The organism is Zooshikella sp. RANM57, from assembly GCF_050749885.1.
In the GTDB taxonomy this organism is placed as follows: Bacteria; Pseudomonadota; Gammaproteobacteria; order Pseudomonadales; family Zooshikellaceae; genus Zooshikella.
Genome location: NZ_JBOIUB010000015.1, coordinates 56938 through 76601 on the forward strand (window position 1 = coordinate 56938; position 19664 = coordinate 76601).

Here is a 19664-nt window from a genome sequence, read left to right on the forward strand (position 1 = left end):
CTACACCTCGCGCTTAAACTCTGGCGCAGCCTCGTTAATGTCAGACCGTGTTACGTCCTGGCCTAGAATTTCTTCAACGGCTTTAACGTTGGGTAAACCGGCATTAGTCCAGTGGCTATCATTGTTATGGTCTAGCTGGCTTAAGGCTTTAACAATTTTTTCTGAAAGAGGAATAGGTTGTTCACTGTTGTTTTCTAGTGCTTTTCGTTTGAAATCCCTAAGTTGCTTGGAAATTTCCTCAAATGTCACCAGTTGCCCAGGAATAAAGCCATCTTGGTTTTTTTCTGTCATAGAAAACCCTTAAGGGCTTTGCAGCCCTTATTTATCCATTAGTGACCAAAAACGCGAGAGGCATATTTTTACGATGCACTACACGCTTCCAGTTTTCAGCTTTACGTAAATCCGCAAGTGTTGCTGATGCGGCAGAGACACTGCTACTTGTAAACTGAGTGCCAAATGGGTGAATTAACCATGTTTTACGCTCAATTAAGTACTCGACACCACCACCACCGCCTTGCAGACCTTGGCGTTCAACCTCAACAGGAACGTTAGGTTTCCCTTCACCGTATCCAAACATACCTTCACCAAAAAGCACGCTAAGGTATTTAAAGCCGCTTGTATTACCTGCAATTACAGGCATTCCATCGTCTACTACAATACGTCGCCCTAGGTATGTAGGAATAGTTAAATTGCCTTGGCTGTCTTTAATGAACTCAATATCATCGTTGTCTATCATTTTTTGATAAATCATTGAATGAACTGCAATAACTTTTACTTGTTCAAATTGATCTCCTAAAGTAAAAGCGGCATTGACCAGTGCACTACGATTGAATTTATTTTTTTCAGTTGCCGCATTACCATCTTCAATGGCAATACTACACACCATATCTGCATCATTTTGAGCTATATTTGACGCCAGCAAACCTTGAGAGGCTGCTAGCAAGCGACGTTGCCATTGCCGTTGCCAATAAACCCTAAATCGATTTCTGATCCGTTGCATTGGTGAACTCCCAGCAATTTCACCAGCAAGGTCAGTGGCACTATATGCTTGGTTTAAGTAGGCAACACGTGCTACTTGTTCGCCAGAGTCAATTTTATTTGGTTCAGCTTTGTCTTTTGGATCATCATTTGAGTAATTTGGCTCTTCTGCTGCATCCAGATCTCGCCAAAATGGAATATCAATCGTCTTACCACCGCTATTTGCTTTAGCAATTAGCATGTCATTAGAGACAGCAATACCCGCTTGAGCAAAAGCAGTTTTTTCTGGAGCGTTTTCTGCCTGATAGTCTGCGTAGACTTCAGGTATTATGACATCTGTTAATCGTGTTGTAGGCATTAATTATTTCCTTTATTCTGCATCTCTAAGCTGACGATATTGCTCAGGATCTTGTCGATAAAGATCAGTTCTTTCAGCTTCTGATAATTCACTAAATTTTTTAGTAGCACTGCTACTTTTGCTGCTGGAAGCACTGCTACCAGTGGCGAGAGAGCCTACAATGACAGGGGCAAAAGCCGCTTTGTTTGCAAACTCTAGTTTAAGTTCATCAAGCGTTAAAGCACTTGGCTTTCCTTCTAAATCATTGACGACAGTTACTAACTGCCCATTGCGTTCTGAGGTGGCAAGACGTGCTTTAATGTGAGGAATTAATAATTCTGCACTACCTTCAACGGCTAATTCAGAGGCCAGGCGTACAGCTTCTTTATCAATTAAAATAGATTTTAAATTATTTTGCAGTTTTTCAATATTACCTTGTAACTCTTTTTCTCGGTGAGTTAATTTCTCAGACCATAATTTTTCATTATTGGTATATTTTTCTTTCCAAGAATTTTCTAAAGCTTCAATATCACCTTTTTTACGCGCTTCATTATCTTTATTTTCGTTGATTTGTGCCTGCAGCGCGTCTAGTTGCATCTTAAGCTCGCGGGCCTGATCTTCTGCGGCCTTGCGGGCTGTTTTCTCGTGTTCTTTAGCCCGTTTTAATGCGCCAGTATCGTCTAAACCTTCAATTTTAAGGCAATATTTGCCGTCTACTTCTTCATAAAAACTTTGCAAGTTTTCGTCTACGCCGTCCAGCGAATCTAATTGAAATTTCAACATTAGTGTTAACCCTAATTAATTGTTAAAAGGCTTTTGCAAAAGCCATTGGCTCTAACTTTTTAGCTTCTTCTAAGGTGATAGGTTTAAAGTTTCTATCTAAACTTAATTCAGCGAATCGTTTAGCTGATAAGCCACCGTCTCTAAATAATTTTGCCCATTTAGGGCCAAGCGCGTGATTTTGAAAGGCTACAGATTCTGTTTTTAGCCATTCATAATAATTAACTTTTCCATCAACCGGCCCGTTGATACTGGCGCGGGTTCTACCTTCTGATAAAAAGCTAAATTCATCTCTAAGCTTTGCTATTGTCGTACTTCTACAGCGTATGTGTATTGGTGGCTTAGGGCCTTTGCCAAGCTCAAATACTTGGCCGTCCAGAGATCTACATTGCGGCGTTGTTCTGCTGTCGAGAGTGGAAACCCATTGATAACCCTCTACAATATCGTCGTTAGATTTCCACGTTTCAAACCGCGCAACAGACGCTACATGCTGTATAGCTGTTCTAGTAACTGCTTCTGCATTTCGCTTGCTAATTGCCAGCAAACCATCGCGATAATTATTTGCCCTGGTGCCGCGAATATTCCGAATAATGTCGAAATTAGTTTGACCCTCGAAAAAGCCTTGTCGAATTGCGCCCACTACCCGCTGTCGCTCTATCTTTTTCCAGTCTTTAATAAACGGCTCTAGTAGCTTACCGCCATCAGGACCGCGTACCGATAGCGGGCTAGACAGTACAGCGGCTCTAAGATGTAAGCTAGACGGCACAACGCTTTCAAACTCTCTCGGTATGTCGGGCAGATCAATAGCTGAGTCAGTTACAGCGCTTTCAAGCGCCTTACCTTCAAGCTCGGCTTGATATTCTGCAATCTCAATTAAACTGCCCGCTAGAAAATCAAAATAATCGCTGTAAATTATCGCCAGCGCTTTATCAACTTCTTTTAAAAGCTTCTCTAAACGTGTTCTTGAAAATGTCGCTAAATCATTTTCAGTTAGCCGGTGTTTAATTTCTTTATCAATGCGCTTTAGAAAAGCAACAAATTGATTTACTTCATTGCTTTTTAAGCCCTCTAAAAAGACTTGGTTTCTAACGGCAATATTAAATAGCGGGTTATTCATCATCTAACCCTAAACCCGTGTCGCTTTGCTCTAGCTCCTCTTTAATGCTTTCGTCGTCTTTTTCGGGATCAATCACGCCGTATTTTCTGAACTGCGTCCATAGATCCGAACTGGGTAACTGCCCAGACTGCCAAGCTTGTACTAATGCAGTAAGCATTTGCGGCGAAAGCTCAGACTGCGCAAACTCTTGGTTAAGCGTATATTCCACGTCAGCCGGGGCGTTCATGAATTCAGCCATCCAGCTAAGCGCCAGCGTGTAAGCCTCTGAAACGTTACTTGCAGCTAACGACAATACAGAGTATTCGGCCTCGTTTTCGGCTTGTGCTTCTGTTGCTGTTTTTACTGCACTGCCTTTGTCTAAGAGCCTTGCACCGAGCGCTATCATTTGTCGCTCTTTCTGGTCCATGGCTTCTTTGACCATGCTATTGGGTGCGGCCTGAGCAAAACCAAATTGACCACCTTGAGGCAACAATATAGGACTGCGGGAGCCTATATATAAACCGTTTTCCTGTAGCCAGTTGCGCCAGTCTTCATCTAATCCGCTTAACCATGGTTGTACTTGCCCCACAAAAAAAGCGCTGTCTTCATAATCCGCTGAGTTTTGATAGTGAGCTAAATTGAGCTTTGCGAGATCAAGCAAAATAGGCTTTTCCGCCTTAGCGTCGTTGTTTTCACCGCCAATAAATGTAAACGGGATAAATCGCCAGGGCTGGCCCTTGCCATTTAGTGGCTGATATACGTCAGCTATGGACCATTCCCCGTCAGCGTTTTTCTGCCAAACCTCAACACGGTAGAAGCCGTCTAACCGCAAAACCCTATATTGCTCTACGCTTTTAAGCCCGAACCCATCATCTGTCGTTTGCTCTACACATTCTTTGATGACGACAAGCGACAACAAATGACTTGCACCGACTTTCTGAGTACGCCAGTTAATAATGCTCTCAGCACTCAAACTAACAACGCTAGCCCTTATTAGCCCCGCTGCTTGCTGAGCTTTAGAAGCAGGCGCTTTAACGTTGGGGTAATCAACATACAACGCATGACGGCTTTTGCTCATAAGCGCAGCTAAGACACTCTGTGACTGCTGGTAAATACTAACGCCTGAGCCGTCTATATCGTCTTTTACATACTCCAAAGCAGCAGGAACACTAAGAGACGGCCATTTGCGAAAAACCGCGCCCACAAGCCCCTGCAACGTTCTACCCGTAGCGTTATAAAATACGGCACCTTTTTTATACTGCTCGTTACGCTCTCGGTTGTGCTCGCTGGTATCAGCAGGGTTAAGCGTGCGTAGGTATTTTTGAACGTTCTCACCTTCGCAAACATCTTCGACGATCCGCCATTGTTTGGCGAATTTGGTGTATTCCGGGTGCTGGAAAGTTACATCAGCCATTAGAAGCTAAACCCCATTTTAATAGACATTGCTTCGCGCTTAGTTCCTAGCACCCTGTAGCGGATCTCATCATAAACATGGTCCTCTGATGCTGTATCAACGTCGTCTTGTTTCTTCTCATCACGCGGCAATGTTGGTATTAATGAAATGGCTGCTCTGCAGTGCGCCATAAAATAAAGCCCTGGTTCCTCCGGGTGATCTTTGCCAGCTTCTTTTAATCGGCTTCTAACTAATTCCAAGCCGTTAATACGCGAGCCGGGTGATTTATCCGACTCTTTCCAGCGAATACCCACCTTTGCCATTTCCTGTTCAATCGTGTCTATATCGGATCTCACAACGTTCCTAATTTGGTTGTCTGATGGTCCTGCATAAGGTGTTTTGCTTATCCACTCATCAGCAATAAGCTGTTGCTCAAGCTTTTTAATACCTTGCGCAATTTCTTTAGCAGACATTTTCAAACCTTGGTTTGTGCCTATTTCATTCGTGCCGTACCACTCGTGTATACGAATAATTGAGCCGCGAGGCGGACAAAAAACACTACCGTCTGGTAGTTTTATTTCTGTGCCGTCAGCCTCAGCCCACCACCCAACGCTAAACGGATGGGTAGAACCCCAGTCAAAAGAGCGATCTACACGCCAACTGCTGGGCACTTTAAAACGTGGTAATACGACACGTTCTGACCAAACATCATCAAAGGCACCACCTGCAACAATATTCCAGTCACCTGAGCGCATAGCTTTAACTAAGGCCGGATCGCCTAACCCCTCAAGCCGCTCTAAATAGTCGGGATCATTTGCGATTAGCGTTGGGTTATCTTCAACTTTTGCGGGTATGTACTGCCTTAACATACCGCCTTCTTTTCTTGGTGCTCGCCACGCTTCCATCGGTGGGGCTGCATCAACAAACATGCGCTTAACCCAGTTATGACCAACACCGCCAGGGTTCGAACCCGCTAAAATTAACGGCAATTTACCTTTGTATTTATCAGGAACGTTAAGCGAACCTAAACGACAACGGCCACGTAAAAAACGGTATTGCTTTTCAGTAAAGTGCGTTAGCTCATCAATTAAAAGCGCGTGAAATTCTGGCCCCTGGTATTTAATTAAATCTTTTTCATACTGGCAGTGACTTAACCAAATTTTTGAGCCGTTCCAGAACTCTAAGAAATTTTTAGAGCCGTTAAATTTTACAAACTTCGCATCAAACCAAGGCGAAAGTAGGGCATAAAAACCGCCTGCGCCTTCCATATGGTTTTTGTATAAATCATCAGAAAGACGGCGGAATAAATAAACCTGAATACCTTCAACTTCGGCACATAGCATAATTGCTACGACGCGCATAAGATGGGATTTCCCGCCTTAACCACCAGCCGCGCCGCCATAAAGTATTTCGCTGGCGTGCGACTGGTATGCCTCCGTTTGTCTTCTATGCAGCTTAATACTTAATGAGGACATTTCTTTTTAGATCACAATTTAAAACAGCAACGTTTTTGAGCTTTAATCTTCCGTCGTTAAAGTTAAATTAACGACAGGCTTAACTAGCTCAACTTTGCCGTCAATTTTGCCCTCGTGTTTAACTTCTTGCCTGTCTCTGTATTTTTCAGGTGCAAGCGCTTTTAATCGAAACATTAAAAGCGTGTCAGAATACTCCTGTTGTACGCCTACTTTTGCCCCTTTGTAGTAAATGGCCTTTTCAATACCGACAACAGCACGCCTGTCAGCCTCTAACTCCAACTCTTCAATAAATATCTGTTTTGCTTCTTCCCATTGCTCGGCAAAATACGAGTCATCATTTTTATACTCATAAACTGATGTACGACTATAACCGGCTTTTTTTCCTGCCATGCCAACACCGTAACCGGCCTCTATAGCTTGAAAAAATTTTTTGTCTCTTGCTTTCGTTCTTTTGCTAGTTGGCATTTTTCTACTTACTTCTTGCGTGATTTTCTGCTCTTTTTTTATGTGTCCGGATGTGTCCGGATAGAGCGAGAAAATAGTGATTTTCACCTTTAAAAACAATGGGTTACACACCTTTGTCTGAGTTACTGCGACACTGGTCGCAAGTCAGTGTATGCTCTAATATCTTTGTTTCTCTTCTATCTTTCCGGTGCTTGTAGATCCAGTTAATGACGAAAGTCGCAAACGTGAGCACAATACCGAAAATCATTCCCCACTCAGAAAGTGTTAGCCCGGCAACGACAGTTGCAGCGCTTCCGACGTAGGGTGCAGACGCTGCAATTTTTCCCATTTTTAAAATCCTTCTACTTATTTATGGCGGGCCACGCCTTTAGTTTTCTCAAAAGACCGAATTCCGCCTAATCCTAGTAATGCAAATACGAGTGAAAATAATTCACCTGTATCTATCATTGGTAGCGTGTTTGCAACATCGGTATGACCTGACAATGCTAGTGCCATGACAATCAAATCGCGGCCAATCCATGCATAGCCCAGCAATAACGCGCATAACCAGCCTAAAGCTGGACGCCAACCGGACACGAAAATAGAGGGGTTTTTAGCCTCTTCTAAGTTCGTCAGCCCCTGAAGCTGGTTAGCTTTATTCAATGCTTCAATTATTGCTAGTTTGCCTTTCAGGCGCTCATCATCAGATGTAAAAAGCTCATCAAGACCATTAAAAATAGAGTCGGCTAACCCGTTTATGTCTAGTAGTTTCATTTTTCTAAGTTATAAGACGTTATAAAGCACAAAGTTTTGCGCTCTATTTTGGGTTAATTTTAAGTAAGTTTGTAGGTGAAAAATTTCACTAATTACACTAACTGTGTAAAAAGTTGAGCTAGCTTAAAAGCCGCGTAAAATCTAGTGAAACGGCACGATACTACAAACTTAAAATCACAAAATCAACAATTATTTTCAACGCGTTGAGTTAAGTAAACAAAATTTTTTTAGGAGAACGACAAATACAGTCTTTCTCTAGTAAAAGAGATTGTTAATTATTTACAACTAGCGAATAACAAACGATTAATTACAACTAATCGTTTTGTTGAGTGATGAGCTAAAATATTGAATTGAGTAAACTTCTTGCATGATCCTTATTCCCCTACTTAAGAAGAAACAACTTAAATCTTCCATAGGCCGCACGGCTACAACTGTGACGTGCTTAGCAATAATAGGTTAGTGGGTACTCTCATGCAAGTACTTTTGTATCAAAAAGTATTAGTTAAACGGGCACTATAAAACAGTATACGTTTAAAAATTCGTTCAATCATTAAACAAGTTAGAGTCTAGATAGGCTTTCTTGTTAATACTATTTAGTGTAAAAGTCTATTTTTACACTTTGATCATAAATGTATTTGTCTTTTAAAGACTTTGTATATCCTTCTTTTACTGAGTCTATTTGTATGAAAGCACTCTTATCTAGCTTTAACTCATAGTACCCGTTTTCATCACTCACAACCTGATGTACTTTACTGCCACCAAACCCATCATAGTCACCGCCTTCATAGTAATAGTTGGTTATATACAGTGTATAACCACTCATAGCTTTTTTGTCTTTATCGTACACATAACCACTAACAGTGACGTTTTGAACATCTGAGTGTGTACTTTCCCATAAGTGCTTGAACACTGAAGGAAGCCAGTAATAAGAAAATAGCAGTATGGTTATAACTGAAATTGCGATAATCGATTTTTTGCTAACTAAATTTATATGCATTGACCCTATGAATATGAGCTTTTTTCACTTGACTTTCTTTATCATCTACACAAGCTAAACGGAACACTTATTGTCTTCCAGCTACTAAGTCATTGTAGTCAGAATACTTGATGTTGTGCTGCGGGAGCTCTTGACGCGAAAATTGTTTTATTTTGTATTATGACCAATTTGACTCCACATACTCACTGAACGGGCTCATTTCACAATACTATGGACTGTTTTTTTGGTTATTATCATACCACTACACAAGCACTTTAGATTGTGCTTCCAAGTGCATTTTTTAACGGGTGAAGTAATGGAATGGATCGTACTTGCTGTTGTAATGTTAGTAGTGCTAGCGTTTTTTTCAAAGAGCGCAGGAGATAGAGGTTTTAAGGCTGGAGTTGAAAGATATAACTCTTACCAGTCGCCAGGCTATCACTCAAAAGGAGCACTTTTTACTCCTGCGGAGAGATCATTTTTAGGGGTACTTGATCAAGCTGTGCCGAATGGGGTTCGTGTATTTGGTAAAGTTCGAGTCGCTGATGTGATTAACCCTGCTAAAGGTCTTGATCACAAAAGTTGGAAAACGGCCTTTTTTAAAATATCATCAAAACACTTTGATTATGTTTTGTGCTCAGAAGATAATTTTAGAGTTATTGCGGTAGTTGAATTGGATGATAAAAGCCACAATAACGAAAGAGCAGTAAAAAGAGATGAGTTAATTAATAAAGCTTGTGAAAGTGCAGGGTTAGTTTTGATCCGATTTAAGGCTAAATCAGGTTATCAAGTACAAACTGTTCGGGATCAAATTATGCTTGCCCTGAACCCAGGATGACTAGCCAGCGAATTCCTGTATAACTTAGTTGTTTCATTCTCCCTCGGCTGAGGTTTGTGATGAGCAGGGGAGGACTATCAAAAGTGCTCTCATAAGCCATGTATCAAATTGCCTACAGACTTATGAAAGGTTGACAAGTAAAACTGCTTGGTTAAGATACGCGTTCGATTAATTCAATTCACGAAGGAGGCTGACATGTATCCTATTGCAACATCATCGACTCAGATCACCAGCCTCTTTATCGGTTAATCTTCTTTCTACTCATCAATCGATTTTGAGGCTGATCCTTTTAGCCAGATGCAACTTATGTTGCGGAGAGATCGATGAAATCATCAAAAGAGATCTTGAAATACTGCGCATCTATCTGTGAAGGTGACGGTATTTCTCCACGTTTAGAGAAAACAACACAGCAATTTTCTAAGCAAAACAACCAACGCTTATGTCGTCAGGCGCAAAAATGGATTCATTATGCGATCCAGGAGCTTGGTTTACATCATTGGACTGTACTGCGTGTAAACATGTCTGATAACCGTGCTGCTTTTATCATTGAGTTGGCTCCACTTCAACCAGTGAATTTGTCGGAAGTCCAGCAAGTGCATCGCTGGTTGCAAAGTCATAAAGGTCAGATCCGGGCAGTGGTTGCAGAAGGGCTGCACCGGAAATCAGTTCCTTCATTCAATTTTCAAATATTGATGGAGGATGAAGACTATGCATAATCAAGCCAGTTATCGCCATTGGCTGAGTGAAAAACTTGGTGATGAGCTAACCACGCAAGTCAAAAGACTCCGCCTGATGAAAGACGTAAAACACATTCGGCTTATGGCAGATGCGCACTTAGCTGAAAATGTGTGTGTCGGCTGCGTCCTTGCAACGACAAAGTTGATTTACCCAACTGCAATTGGTGGTGATATTGGCTGTGGCATGTTAGCAGCGCCAATAGCTATGTGTGCTGATGATATTCAAGAGAAAGAAGCGGCGGTTATCTTTAAGAGGCTGTCGAAGTCTGTACCTATCATTCAGCATAAAAACCATTCTGACTTATCGATATTCGGTGAGCTTTCTGCTGAGTTACTCCAAAAAGAATTCATTAGAAATGGCTCCCGGCAAATAGGAACGTTAGGCCAAGGCAATCATTTTCTAGAATTGCAACGCTGTAAATTATCGGGACAATTATGGTTAATGATCCACACAGGATCTCGATGTATGGGGCCTGCAATCAGAGACTTCCACTTAAATTGCGGTCATGGGCGATCCCATGGCTTGACCTATCTTGACTCAGGAACTGAAAGTGGCGAAGCTTTTTTGCAGGATATGCAGTGGGCAAGGCGTTATGCTTCAGTGAATCGATTGATGATCTTGGCGCAATGTGAAGCATTGTTCCATGAAGTTTTTCAAGCAGATATCAATAAATCTCAGCTCATCCACTGCGATCATAATCACTGTGAGCAAGAAGATATAAACGGACAGTCACTATGGTTACATCGAAAAGGAGCCTGTTCAGTCAGAGCCAATGAACAAGCGCTTATCCCTGGCAGTATGGGAAGCGATAGCTTTCATGTGGTTGGAACAGGTAGCACTGATTCAATGTTTTCTTGCTCTCATGGAGCTGGACGTACGATGAGCCGATTCCAGGCAAGGCGCTCGATCACATCAGAAAGATTAAAGAAGCAATTGAGTGGTGTCTTTTATCAAGCAGAAAAACTAGCTGGCCTCACAGAAGAGGCGCCAGAGAGTTATAAACGGATTGGCCAGGTGATCAAGAGCCAGAAAAATCTGTTCAAAGTAAAACGACAACTTGAGCCGATATTAAGCTACAAAGGTACCACATGAAATAACACCAACCTCGAATAGCCCTGTAAACAGGGCTATTCTCTTCAGGTTTTACTCCGAAATATAATTCTCTGTGTTGAGGTGAAGGGGTTAAAAGCTCTATTTCCTGAATTTAGGAATTTACCTTCCAGTATGCTAAAAAAGAAATTGATGCCAATGCCTAAATACTCTTTATTATCAATTAGATAAGTTAAAATTCATGATATGAATCTGGCTCAAATAGTGAGAACCAATTAAAATTAATCAGAGTGTTATACGTCAATATGACGTAATATATTGCGTCAGAGTGACGTTCATTAATAGTTAGGTTCTACGAATATAGCTTAGGAAACTTAGTGAAAGTAATTATTGCATTGGAATGTGAAGGAACTCCCGTGTCAATTGACAAGGAAATCAAAGGTGTTGGATATTTCATTCGCCAAAATCCTGGTGCCGAACGTTACGGCCATGTGAAAATTATAATAGAACCAAGTAATAGCAAAAGTTCACACAACTGGTTCTCGTGGGAAGTGAGTGAAGAGACAATCCCGCTTGACCTATTTGATATGGTTTTAGAGGGTATTAAATCATTCCTAAGAGAAATTAGCGACAGTAGTGAGAAGTATCTATGGGAAAGTCAGATTCGAGTAGTAGGTGGATCATACCATCCTGTTGATTCAAGTCCGAAAGCATATTTTGTTGCTGGACGACTGGCTATTAAAGATGCTTTGCTAAATGCTGGAATTATTGATGAGGAGCGAACCTAACAAGTAATTTAACTCCGACGAGCTGGAGCTTGGCTCAAAATTAATTATGAAAATAAACTTAAATAAATTCATTCATTCTATTCAGCTTTCTGGAAACTCAAGTTTTCGGGTTAATTGAGCGTTAGGCATAAACATGGGAACGACATTTGTTCAAGTCAATGAGAAAGGATTCTGGCTTAAAGATGGCCTTTTAGAGCTGTGGCTGCGTTTTGCCGCACTACATATAGAGGATTCACCTGAGGAGAATTCAGATGAACACAAAATAAGGGACCAATGGCTTATTGCATCTCGCGGATATTTTAGTGGTGCAGTTCCCGATGGTTTGAACGAGGCGGTCGCGACAAAAAACGGTTAGCGAATTGTTGTTGAAGCAATAAACTCACTACTATCCGAGTTAAAGAATTCGCCCAACCAGCTTAATAAAGATGTTCTAAATTTAATGAGTATTTTGGGGCAGTTTGCTAGTGACGTCGAAACTTATAGGCTCATAGAAATTAGTGAAGCAATTTTGAGTTTAATTGAGGGAGAGGTTGGTTCTGATGCCACTGATACGTCATTTATGCCTGGGTGCTACTGAAATGCCTAACCAGTGCCGCAAATTGACGCCTACGCTATCGCTCCGGCGCAATTTCGGCAAGCGTTAGTTTTCAGTGCATGAAATCAAATATATCAACCATATTCTATGCCGTTTTGCTAACATTATTGATTGCACTATTACCCTTCATGATGGGTGAGAGGTTACTCCAAATCAACTCAGCTTTTCTGATATCTGCTAAGTATTTAACATTGCCATTCCTGGCTGTTTCATTCCTCGTCCACAGAAGAAAAGACTACTCCAACTTATGGAGCTATTGCGTCGATAAGTGCTTGATTCTTTTCCTTTGCTTAGTTATTTCTGCTCCTTGTGTATTAGCTTTCAATAAATATGCGGGAAAATCCTATAATATAAGCCTTTCAGGTAATGTGATAAAGACAAAACCCGGAAGGGGCACAGGACAAGAAAGGTGGCGTGAAGTAGTATTAATAACAAAGAAAGGCAAGATTACAATTAACATCGCACATTATCTATTTAAAAAAAATTTAAATGGAAGGCATTTTTCAATGGAATGTAAAATTGGCTCACTTGGCTTAGTTTATCTATAAGTGAAAACTAACCCTTTGTTGCAGCGGGGACCGCTTAGGGCTCTGCCCCAGTCTCCTCGGCTTTGCTCGGTGCCTCCTGAACTCAGCCGTTATGTATTAATGGGAATCTAAATGGCATGGCCTAAACGAGGAACAAGAAAAATAGTAGTGGATGAGATTGAGTATCTTTGGCACTACGATGCTTGCTGTATCTTTTGTAGTGATGATGTCTTCACCGTTGGTCAGACTGGCAGATCAGGTTATTTATTCATTGATTCATTTGCGTTTGGTGAAAAGATACGTCCCAAGAATATAGCTGATTCTATCAAGTGGGCTGTATCCCATGGGTGGAGCCCAGAAAGCCAAAGCAGAAATATGTCAAAGAACATAGAAACTGATGATTTTTATTGGTTGCCTGATGGGGTCAAACACTGGACTTGTACTCCTGAACCATCAGAGAGTGCATAAAATACATAATCGGGTAAGAGCTGGTATCTCCCCAGCTCTCCCCACACCACCCTGCATGCGGGACCGCACAGGGCGGTTCATTTAATTAATCCGTTGGGATAATGAATTTTGATCCATCCGTCCTTGAGTAAGAATAATCCAGCCTGAAAATAGCCGGTAAGCAGGGTTATCGGCTATTTTTTTGAGCGGAGGGTTAATATAATGGGTTAGGAGTTCTTACAACAACCCTGTTAGAATGTTATGTTCCCTAAGGAAATGCCTAGAAGCAGAAAATTCAAGTAACATCTGCTCCCGAGGGGACACATTTAGCGACACAACTGTGGGACAGTAGTGCCGCTAAGCGGTGGTTTTTTCAAGTAACCGGTGTAAGTCTACTGCCCGCAAATTTTCTGAGAGACTTGGGTGAATTCTTCAGAGTGTAACAGGGCATAAGCGACATCAGCTCGCGTAGCACCCTTAATCATTTCTTTAACCCAATATGGATCATCTTTTTCCTTCGCGGTAAGGTCGCGATTAAACGCAGCCTGATACATAGCGCTTACAAATCGAGCTTTATTATCATCCAAGGTGTATCCATGATTCACAAAAGTCCAAATAATGTCTCTTAAGGTATTTTCATTGCAACCACGAGATGCCAGCTCACCCTGCCAGTAGACGTAACCACTATCGTTTACACTCGGAAACTTCCCAGTAAAGCGGTAGTAATAATTATCAATGATATTTTGGTTAGTAAATGGATAAGATCGATAAATCCAGCTTACCATTCGCTTGTCACCAGCACTGAGCGAAACGGTTCGTCTTGATTTGCTACTGCAATAGTTCATTACAGACGTTCTATCGTAGTCACCAAAATAAATACTACCATCAGGTCCTTGCTCTACTTTATCAGAGCAGTGTTTTTCAGATCGATTATGCTCATGCGCAAATCCAAGCGCATGACCAAATTCATGTATAACGACGTATTTCCAACAAGTCTTCGGGTCGTAGCCATCTTCGTTCTCGGCAGCACATTGGCGCTCAACGTAAAGCTCAAGACCAGCCTTCTTCCCATTAATATCAAAGCCCAATGCGTTTACTTGCGAGTCACCAATCAAGATAATGTCTTCTTGATCTGGAAAAGGACTATCACTTACAATTCGGACACGAATGCCTTGAGCATTCGCACTACATTTGCCCCAGCCATAAAAACTTAGGCCAGAGTTTGCCTGCCAAGAATTCGTTACCGCATCTCTAGCCTCTTGGTAAAGATTCCGTCCACCAGCAATCAAACCCGGCTTAATTTCTTCAAAACACACAGCAATACGATTGCTTGGCCAGGTCTTCGTCAGATCTGGGTAACCTGAAAACGCCATCATTGGCATAAGCGCTAAAACTAGCAGTAAGTTCTTCATATATACGTCTACTCAACAATATTGGTATTGATTCTATTACGGCCACTCATTTTCTACTGCTTGCCAGAATACAAGCAAAATAATAAAGGGATGTTAGCCGAGCGCGGATAATACCAATGCCAAATGCTACCTACAACAACTCCTTAAAATACATGATATTGGTGTACTCTCGGTGAAGATGCGTGAAAACAAAAATTTTTTAAATCATCCACACATAGTTGCCGAGAGGATACGAACATTTTGAAACAGCATAACTAAGATTGACAAACTGATCGCTCATTTTGATCTAAAAGGCGATGGACTTCAGTCATAAAAGTCCAAAATCCATGTCTTACTGTTGTGTTTAAACCAAACACCACATCACGCATACTGTTATCTTCATCTTTATAAGCTGCAACGCGAATGTACTTACTATCATCGCTTAAGCAACTGACTAAGACACTTCGATCATCTTCATGTCTAATACGGAAACTTGCACCTTTCCAGTTTTTATCTGTAAATATCTCAGTTACCTCTGGATGGTTTGGCGTACTAGGGTCAATCCGAAATAAACTCTCATTGGTTATCACATAAAAGAAACCATCGTCATATTGAATTGAAACAAATTCCCACGAGTATTCAAACCCCTCTTCAATATACTGACAGAATAACTCTGGCTCTACAGGCGTGTCTTGATTCAATTCACGTGGATCAAGGCTATAAATTGAGGTATTATCGGCTAAATAGAGCTTGTCACCATCAGTGGTAATCCGCGTTATTTTATTGTACTTATTATCTTCTACCAAATAAGATCCTTCCAAATCAGGACTTTCATCGTCAATATTCCAACTATATAGCTCCTTATGAATAATATCATCAACCAATGCATAAACTGTATTATCAATTAGACAACATGAGATAAAATCACCTGCTCCATAAGGAAGTGTTATAGATTCAACTTGACTATGTTCCTGCTCCCTAAAACGAAAAGGAGTATGGCTATCAGTTACGCCATAACAATAAATATACCCATTATAATAAACTGATGCATCAGGGTATTTTATTTCTTTGTTACTTAAACTCTCTATTGGTAAAACCGTTCCATTTTCTTCTTCTAAAACACGAATTCCACCATCGTTACTATTACCAATAAACACATAGGAGTAACGATTTCTAGGGTAAATGTAGTTATTTAAAAATGTATCTGTAAATTCACCAATAGGATCAGGTTTTGGTGGTTTAGGTTCAAATAGTTTGATCAAGAACTGAATGAGAGCCACAACAAATCCAACTATTGCTACTGCAACACCAACTGGTCCAGCCCATGCTGCTCCAGCCATTACACCAATAGCAACAGCACAACCACCTAAACCTATGGCTGCATTTATGGACCCCAGAATAATATCAACAGGATCATTATTTATAATAGCCTGTACTAAATCATATGCTGAAATTGCGAGTCCAATAACAGCCGTGACAGCAGTAAACCTCACCGCAAACTTGGATAAACTACTACCAAAAATTTTTCCGGCTATAGAACCTTCTGGCAATCCACTTTTAACCCATTTCGATAAGCTATTGGTGATTTGCTGCATAAAGGTATACTTGGTAGTTGCTGATTTTTTTGCTAAAAAGGCGGCGAGTCTTGTGGACAACTGAGCTTCTATAAGACCAATAGTACCATCAAGGGTTGTTGCGCCGAAACCGATTAACTCTGGTATATTGATATCTTTGTCACGAGTCAGCGAAAACAATAAACTTGATAGGCTAACACCATATGTCATACTATCAAGTACACCAGTAGATATGTTATTATTAAAAACACTACTATTTTTTTCTACTAATGAACTCCTCACAAAATCATCCATGACATTTAAATCACGATCTGGATAATGGTTGTAAATATCTCGTAAATCAGCAATAAATGCTGTGCCCATATTCTCGTCACCACCTACGCTATTGCTGTAGGTTTTCATTACTTCTCTGGTTTCTTGAGAGGCATTTTGTAATAGCTCCATCATTACCTGCTGAGCAGCGTCTACCCTATCCAGTACGCCATCGCCTGCAGCACTTGCTTCTCCATTTAGTTTCACATCGCGAGCCATTGCTTGTAGGGTCGCAGAAAAGTAATTTTTTTGTATTTCTTGCGCTTTCTCTTCATTTCCTAATAGTTGAATTTTATTAGCAATATTTTTTATTTCAACCATGGGGTCGGTTAGCTCATTGTCTAGAATTACTGAGTTAACAAATTCTTCCAAGGTAGAGTCTTGCTCATAATATGTTATTAATTGATTTTGCCAATAGTCTGCATTCTCCAAATAAGTCGTAAAGTCTATACCAAGCTCATTTGCTAAATACTCAGTATAAGCAATGGCATAAAGCCTATCAAACATACGCTTATATTCGTCTGATTTTTTAAGATCTTTGTAAACATTAGCAATTTTACACATATCCCAACCACGTACTTTTATCAGGTCGTCATTATCATCTTCACTTTGATCCTGATAAGAGTCACAAACCAGCTGGGCACAATATAAAGGTGCTATTTGTAAATATAAATCGTGGTAGTCTTCAAGTACTTTTTCAACTTCAGATAGGTTAAGTTCTTCGTCGTCTTTCGGTCTCACAGCCTCACCAAAGTAACTTTCATTATCGATGTTTGATTCAAGTTCTTTCAATGCATATTTTAAATTATTTTCATAATACTCACCGGCAAGCACCTGAACCTGGTCTACTGGAATACTTTCTCCTTCACCATTATCTTCAAGTTCAAAGGTGTTAATACTTAATAGCTCCGTGTCACTTCCGTGAACACGTTCTAAACTGGTGGATCGTGAATTTTCCCTAAGTGATTGAAAACTATTGAAATTAAATAAACTAACAAGCTTAGTTTCACTTGATGGGTAAGATGTTAGATTGACAAAACGTTCTTCATTATTCAGTTTGGCCATTTTTGAGTAGTGTTGACCACTAAAATATCCATTACTTGCTGTTGATTTAAGTTTTCCTTGTAATTTATGGTTGCCAGCTTGTAAAGTACCTGTAAATATAGCATCACTGGTATGATCAAAAAAACTAAACTCAACAACTCCAGAAATTGCATCCTGAGTTTGATACTTGAGCTTTTGATAAGAGAATTTATGTCCAGGGATTGATAGATTTGTGACAAGGCAAAAGTTTTTTTCCCATTTGTTTTGTATGGTTATTTGCTCTTTTCCATTTCGGCTTAGATGGTAACTAATCTGAGGAATACGCCCTCGTATTTTTACAGGATGCTCCATACCTTTTTTTTGGTAGTATCCTGAAAATGCAAACTTATGATCTCTAAACCAAATAACACCTTCACCAAGATCACCTTTTTCACCCAGTAGGAATCGGACTTTATTATCAATTGGATGCCAATGTACGTTAGCAAGAGGATCATCACAAAAGTAAACAGTATTGTCGAAAAATTGTAGGTTACCAACCAACTCCCAACTATCCCCTCTAAGCTCTTCAGTTTGATACAAATTTCCTTCTAAAATATTAAAAAACAGTGATTGTTGTGTTTTAGTCAACTGTTCTAAACGTCTTTTACGCGTAATATATCCTTTGCTACGGAGTCTTCCTTTAGAGTCTTTTAAAGATGAGTCGTATTTTTCTTCAGTAAACTGGTACATATTAAAAATCCCTTTTCTATTGAATGTTTAATCCACCATTTTTCTAAAAATGAAGGGTGAGTACTAAAAGATAGCAACCCTTTATTGATGAGCTATTAACACACTCTAGCTGTTTCAAAATTAGATAACCAAACTTTATTTAATAAATCATGTCAATAACTTAAAATTAAGCGCAGAAAGTCATAAATAATTATTTTAAGTACTATTTCTTTATCATGAATTATTTTATTACCGTATAACTTTGACGGTATTCTTTACAGGAACTACTCTGATAGCGTTTCCTCAAACGTCTACATTCCAGAAAATAAATAGTAAGCCAACTATTATTGAAGAAGCTACTCTAACCTACAGATTTATAAATTATATAAGTAAATCAAGAGGTTATGCCTTTAAGATTGATGTAGCCATAATAGTTCACTTAGATGCAATAGTTATTCTTTAACTATTTTTTAATGTTAGATTTACTTTTTACTATAAAAGGAATTATAAGTATGTCATGCATAAAAAAACTAAGCGATCTAACCTATCCAGGTTTTGATGCCCTACGGGAATACTTTGATTCGCTGCAGCTTCCTGAGTATTGGGATGGAGAAGACAAGATAGGAAGTAATGATAACGAAGTATGGTTTGCAGATACTAACGATAAATACATGGCTAGTTTTATGAGTATAATCGACAATAGTGATAGCGAAATGACGAAAATACTTAACATGCCAGAGTTTCGCTACTTTCATAATTTACTACCTGCGGGTACAGATGTTGTTAGCTCATTTTGTCAAATGATGGCATTTAAGTACCGTAAAAAGCTGGGGTTTGAAAACTTACGTGGTACTTACCGTGTAACTTTCCAAGTATGGACAAATGTTACAACTGAGAAAAACGAAGCACAACTGTCTCAGCAAGTGTTATTTTTATACAATGTTGGTTCTGGTAAAAACAGATACCCAGTTATTGTTTGTTTCTAAAATTTAAGGGTCAAATGACCCTTAATCCTACTATTTTTCAAACTCACTTAGAGCGTGGTAAATGCAAGGACTTTGAGCAATACATGCACCAGTCCTAGGGCTTTGAATCAAAGTGATTAAAGTAAAAATAGAAGTATATGAACAATAACTCTCAGAGGTTATTTTATGGCCTAACGCTAGTCCAAAGACTGTATATATCTTGGTCCTACCAAAGCCAGAGTACACGTTAAAATCTTGGAAGGTGTGGTAATCAGATAATATTACTCAAGCATAGGTGGGTAATGCAGGTATTTTTATTTCTTTGAGTAAACTTTAAAAGATACAAAAAACTTACCAGAGGCGAGGGAGCAATAGGCATAAAGGGAGTTCTGTAAAACCTTCTTTATGCCTAACTGTTTATAGTTTCAATCGAT

The 19664-nt window shown here is 40.0% G+C and carries 20 protein-coding genes; 8 read left to right on the forward strand and 12 right to left on the reverse strand.

Features of this window, described 5'->3' with window-relative positions; all coding sequences use genetic code 11:
• The 10 genes from ACQ96U_RS23040 to ACQ96U_RS23085 all read right to left on the reverse strand — a co-directional run bounded on the left by ACQ96U_RS23040 (nucleotide 1) and on the right by ACQ96U_RS23085 (nucleotide 8187).
• Nucleotides 1–291 carry a hypothetical protein gene (locus ACQ96U_RS23040; RefSeq protein ID WP_431723623.1) on the reverse strand — a complete coding sequence of 97 codons (291 nt, stop codon included), beginning with the start codon at nucleotides 289–291 and terminating at the stop codon, nucleotides 1–3.
• 31 nt (nucleotides 292–322) lie between these two features.
• Entirely contained in the window at nucleotides 323–1336 is a 1014-nt protein-coding gene (locus ACQ96U_RS23045) for a major capsid protein (RefSeq protein WP_431723624.1), read from the reverse strand.
• 12 nt (nucleotides 1337–1348) lie between these two features.
• A complete protein-coding gene (locus ACQ96U_RS23050) occupies nucleotides 1349–2098 on the reverse strand; it encodes a hypothetical protein (RefSeq protein WP_431723625.1) in 750 nt (249 codons plus the stop codon).
• Nucleotides 2099–2120: 22 nt separating this feature from the next.
• Nucleotides 2121–3215, reverse strand: coding sequence for a minor capsid protein (locus tag ACQ96U_RS23055; RefSeq protein WP_431723626.1), 1095 nt, complete (start codon nucleotides 3213–3215; stop codon nucleotides 2121–2123).
• A complete protein-coding gene (locus ACQ96U_RS23060; RefSeq protein WP_431723627.1) occupies nucleotides 3205–4605 on the reverse strand; it encodes a DUF4055 domain-containing protein in 1401 nt (466 codons plus the stop codon). Before ACQ96U_RS23060 ends, ACQ96U_RS23055 begins: the two co-directional genes overlap by 11 nt.
• Nucleotides 4605–5945: a hypothetical protein gene (locus ACQ96U_RS23065; protein ID WP_431723628.1), complete on the reverse strand. Its 1341-nt coding sequence runs from the start codon at nucleotides 5943–5945 to the stop codon at nucleotides 4605–4607. The genes ACQ96U_RS23060 and ACQ96U_RS23065 overlap by 1 nt, the downstream gene beginning before the upstream one ends.
• A 156-nt stretch (nucleotides 5946–6101) precedes the next feature.
• Nucleotides 6102–6623: a hypothetical protein gene (locus tag ACQ96U_RS23070; RefSeq protein WP_431723629.1), complete on the reverse strand. Its 522-nt coding sequence runs from the start codon at nucleotides 6621–6623 to the stop codon at nucleotides 6102–6104.
• A 4-nt stretch (nucleotides 6624–6627) separates the two neighbouring features.
• Nucleotides 6628–6852: an HP1 family phage holin gene (locus tag ACQ96U_RS23075; protein ID WP_431723630.1), complete on the reverse strand. Its 225-nt coding sequence runs from the start codon at nucleotides 6850–6852 to the stop codon at nucleotides 6628–6630.
• Nucleotides 6853–6869: 17 nt separating this feature from the next.
• Nucleotides 6870–7277, reverse strand: coding sequence for a 3TM-type holin (locus ACQ96U_RS23080; RefSeq protein ID WP_431723631.1), 408 nt, complete (start codon nucleotides 7275–7277; stop codon nucleotides 6870–6872).
• A 589-nt stretch (nucleotides 7278–7866) separates the two neighbouring features.
• Nucleotides 7867–8187, reverse strand: a complete 321-nt coding sequence (locus ACQ96U_RS23085) for a hypothetical protein (protein ID WP_431723632.1) — start codon at nucleotides 8185–8187, stop codon at nucleotides 7867–7869.
• A 382-nt stretch (nucleotides 8188–8569) separates the two neighbouring features.
• Here ACQ96U_RS23085 and ACQ96U_RS23090 point away from each other — a divergent pair, with 382 nt between their 5' ends.
• The 7 genes from ACQ96U_RS23090 (at nucleotide 8570) to ACQ96U_RS23120 (ending at nucleotide 13257) form a co-directional block, all read left to right on the forward strand.
• Nucleotides 8570–9091: a DUF2726 domain-containing protein gene (locus tag ACQ96U_RS23090; protein WP_431723633.1), complete on the forward strand. Its 522-nt coding sequence runs from the start codon at nucleotides 8570–8572 to the stop codon at nucleotides 9089–9091.
• Between the two features lie 344 nt (nucleotides 9092–9435).
• Nucleotides 9436–9807 (forward strand): hypothetical protein, encoded by a 372-nt coding sequence (locus ACQ96U_RS23095; protein WP_431723634.1) that lies wholly within the window; start codon nucleotides 9436–9438, stop codon nucleotides 9805–9807.
• Nucleotides 9800–10921 carry an RtcB family protein gene (locus tag ACQ96U_RS23100; RefSeq protein WP_431723635.1) on the forward strand — a complete coding sequence of 374 codons (1122 nt, stop codon included), beginning with the start codon at nucleotides 9800–9802 and terminating at the stop codon, nucleotides 10919–10921. Before ACQ96U_RS23095 ends, ACQ96U_RS23100 begins: the two co-directional genes overlap by 8 nt.
• A 335-nt stretch (nucleotides 10922–11256) precedes the next feature.
• Nucleotides 11257–11667 carry a hypothetical protein gene (locus ACQ96U_RS23105; protein WP_431723636.1) on the forward strand — a complete coding sequence of 137 codons (411 nt, stop codon included), beginning with the start codon at nucleotides 11257–11259 and terminating at the stop codon, nucleotides 11665–11667.
• A gap of 133 nt (nucleotides 11668–11800) precedes the next feature.
• Nucleotides 11801–12022 (forward strand): hypothetical protein, encoded by a 222-nt coding sequence (locus ACQ96U_RS23110; protein WP_431723637.1) that lies wholly within the window; start codon nucleotides 11801–11803, stop codon nucleotides 12020–12022.
• Between the two features lie 299 nt (nucleotides 12023–12321).
• Nucleotides 12322–12810, forward strand: coding sequence for a hypothetical protein (locus ACQ96U_RS23115; protein ID WP_431723638.1), 489 nt, complete (start codon nucleotides 12322–12324; stop codon nucleotides 12808–12810).
• A gap of 111 nt (nucleotides 12811–12921) precedes the next feature.
• A complete protein-coding gene (locus tag ACQ96U_RS23120) occupies nucleotides 12922–13257 on the forward strand; it encodes a hypothetical protein (RefSeq protein WP_431723639.1) in 336 nt (111 codons plus the stop codon).
• 371 nt (nucleotides 13258–13628) lie between these two features.
• Here the strand turns inward: ACQ96U_RS23120 and ACQ96U_RS23125 are convergent, their stop codons facing one another.
• Together ACQ96U_RS23125 and ACQ96U_RS23130 are read right to left on the reverse strand one after the other, a co-directional pair.
• The gene (locus tag ACQ96U_RS23125) at nucleotides 13629–14648 is read right to left on the reverse strand and encodes a DUF4214 domain-containing protein (RefSeq protein WP_431723640.1); all 1020 of its coding nucleotides are present in this window, start codon (nucleotides 14646–14648) and stop codon (nucleotides 13629–13631) included.
• A gap of 254 nt (nucleotides 14649–14902) precedes the next feature.
• A complete protein-coding gene (locus ACQ96U_RS23130) occupies nucleotides 14903–18286 on the reverse strand; it encodes a hypothetical protein (protein ID WP_431723641.1) in 3384 nt (1127 codons plus the stop codon).
• Nucleotides 18287–18777: 491 nt separating this feature from the next.
• On the opposite strand from ACQ96U_RS23130, the gene ACQ96U_RS23135 reads away from it, so the two are divergent.
• Entirely contained in the window at nucleotides 18778–19251 is a 474-nt protein-coding gene (locus ACQ96U_RS23135; protein WP_431723642.1) for a hypothetical protein, read from the forward strand.
• The last annotated feature ends 413 nt before the right edge of the window (nucleotides 19252–19664 follow it).

Bases quoted from the DNA above. Each gene is read 5' to 3' on its own strand.
- ACQ96U_RS23055 (WP_431723626.1), bottom strand. From the start codon at position 3,215: ATGATGAATAACCCGCTATTTAATATTGCCGTTAGAAACCAAGTCTTT.
- ACQ96U_RS23100 (WP_431723635.1), top strand. From the start codon at position 9,800: ATGCATAATCAAGCCAGTTATCGCCATTGGCTGAGTGAAAAACTTGGT.
- ACQ96U_RS23080 (WP_431723631.1), bottom strand. From the start codon at position 7,277: ATGAAACTACTAGACATAAACGGGTTAGCCGACTCTATTTTTAATGGT.
- ACQ96U_RS23115 (WP_431723638.1), top strand. From the start codon at position 12,322: ATGAAATCAAATATATCAACCATATTCTATGCCGTTTTGCTAACATTA.
- ACQ96U_RS23090 (WP_431723633.1), top strand. From the start codon at position 8,570: ATGGAATGGATCGTACTTGCTGTTGTAATGTTAGTAGTGCTAGCGTTT.
- ACQ96U_RS23110 (WP_431723637.1), top strand. From the start codon at position 11,801: ATGGGAACGACATTTGTTCAAGTCAATGAGAAAGGATTCTGGCTTAAA.
- ACQ96U_RS23075 (WP_431723630.1), bottom strand. From the start codon at position 6,852: ATGGGAAAAATTGCAGCGTCTGCACCCTACGTCGGAAGCGCTGCAACT.
- ACQ96U_RS23125 (WP_431723640.1), bottom strand. From the start codon at position 14,648: ATGAAGAACTTACTGCTAGTTTTAGCGCTTATGCCAATGATGGCGTTT.
- ACQ96U_RS23120 (WP_431723639.1), top strand. From the start codon at position 12,922: ATGGCATGGCCTAAACGAGGAACAAGAAAAATAGTAGTGGATGAGATT.
- ACQ96U_RS23135 (WP_431723642.1), top strand. From the start codon at position 18,778: ATGTCATGCATAAAAAAACTAAGCGATCTAACCTATCCAGGTTTTGAT.
- ACQ96U_RS23045 (WP_431723624.1), bottom strand. From the start codon at position 1,336: ATGCCTACAACACGATTAACAGATGTCATAATACCTGAAGTCTACGCA.
- ACQ96U_RS23050 (WP_431723625.1), bottom strand. From the start codon at position 2,098: ATGTTGAAATTTCAATTAGATTCGCTGGACGGCGTAGACGAAAACTTG.
- ACQ96U_RS23130 (WP_431723641.1), bottom strand. From the start codon at position 18,286: ATGTACCAGTTTACTGAAGAAAAATACGACTCATCTTTAAAAGACTCT.
- ACQ96U_RS23060 (WP_431723627.1), bottom strand. From the start codon at position 4,605: ATGGCTGATGTAACTTTCCAGCACCCGGAATACACCAAATTCGCCAAA.
- ACQ96U_RS23065 (WP_431723628.1), bottom strand. From the start codon at position 5,945: ATGCGCGTCGTAGCAATTATGCTATGTGCCGAAGTTGAAGGTATTCAG.
- ACQ96U_RS23040 (WP_431723623.1), bottom strand. From the start codon at position 291: ATGACAGAAAAAAACCAAGATGGCTTTATTCCTGGGCAACTGGTGACA.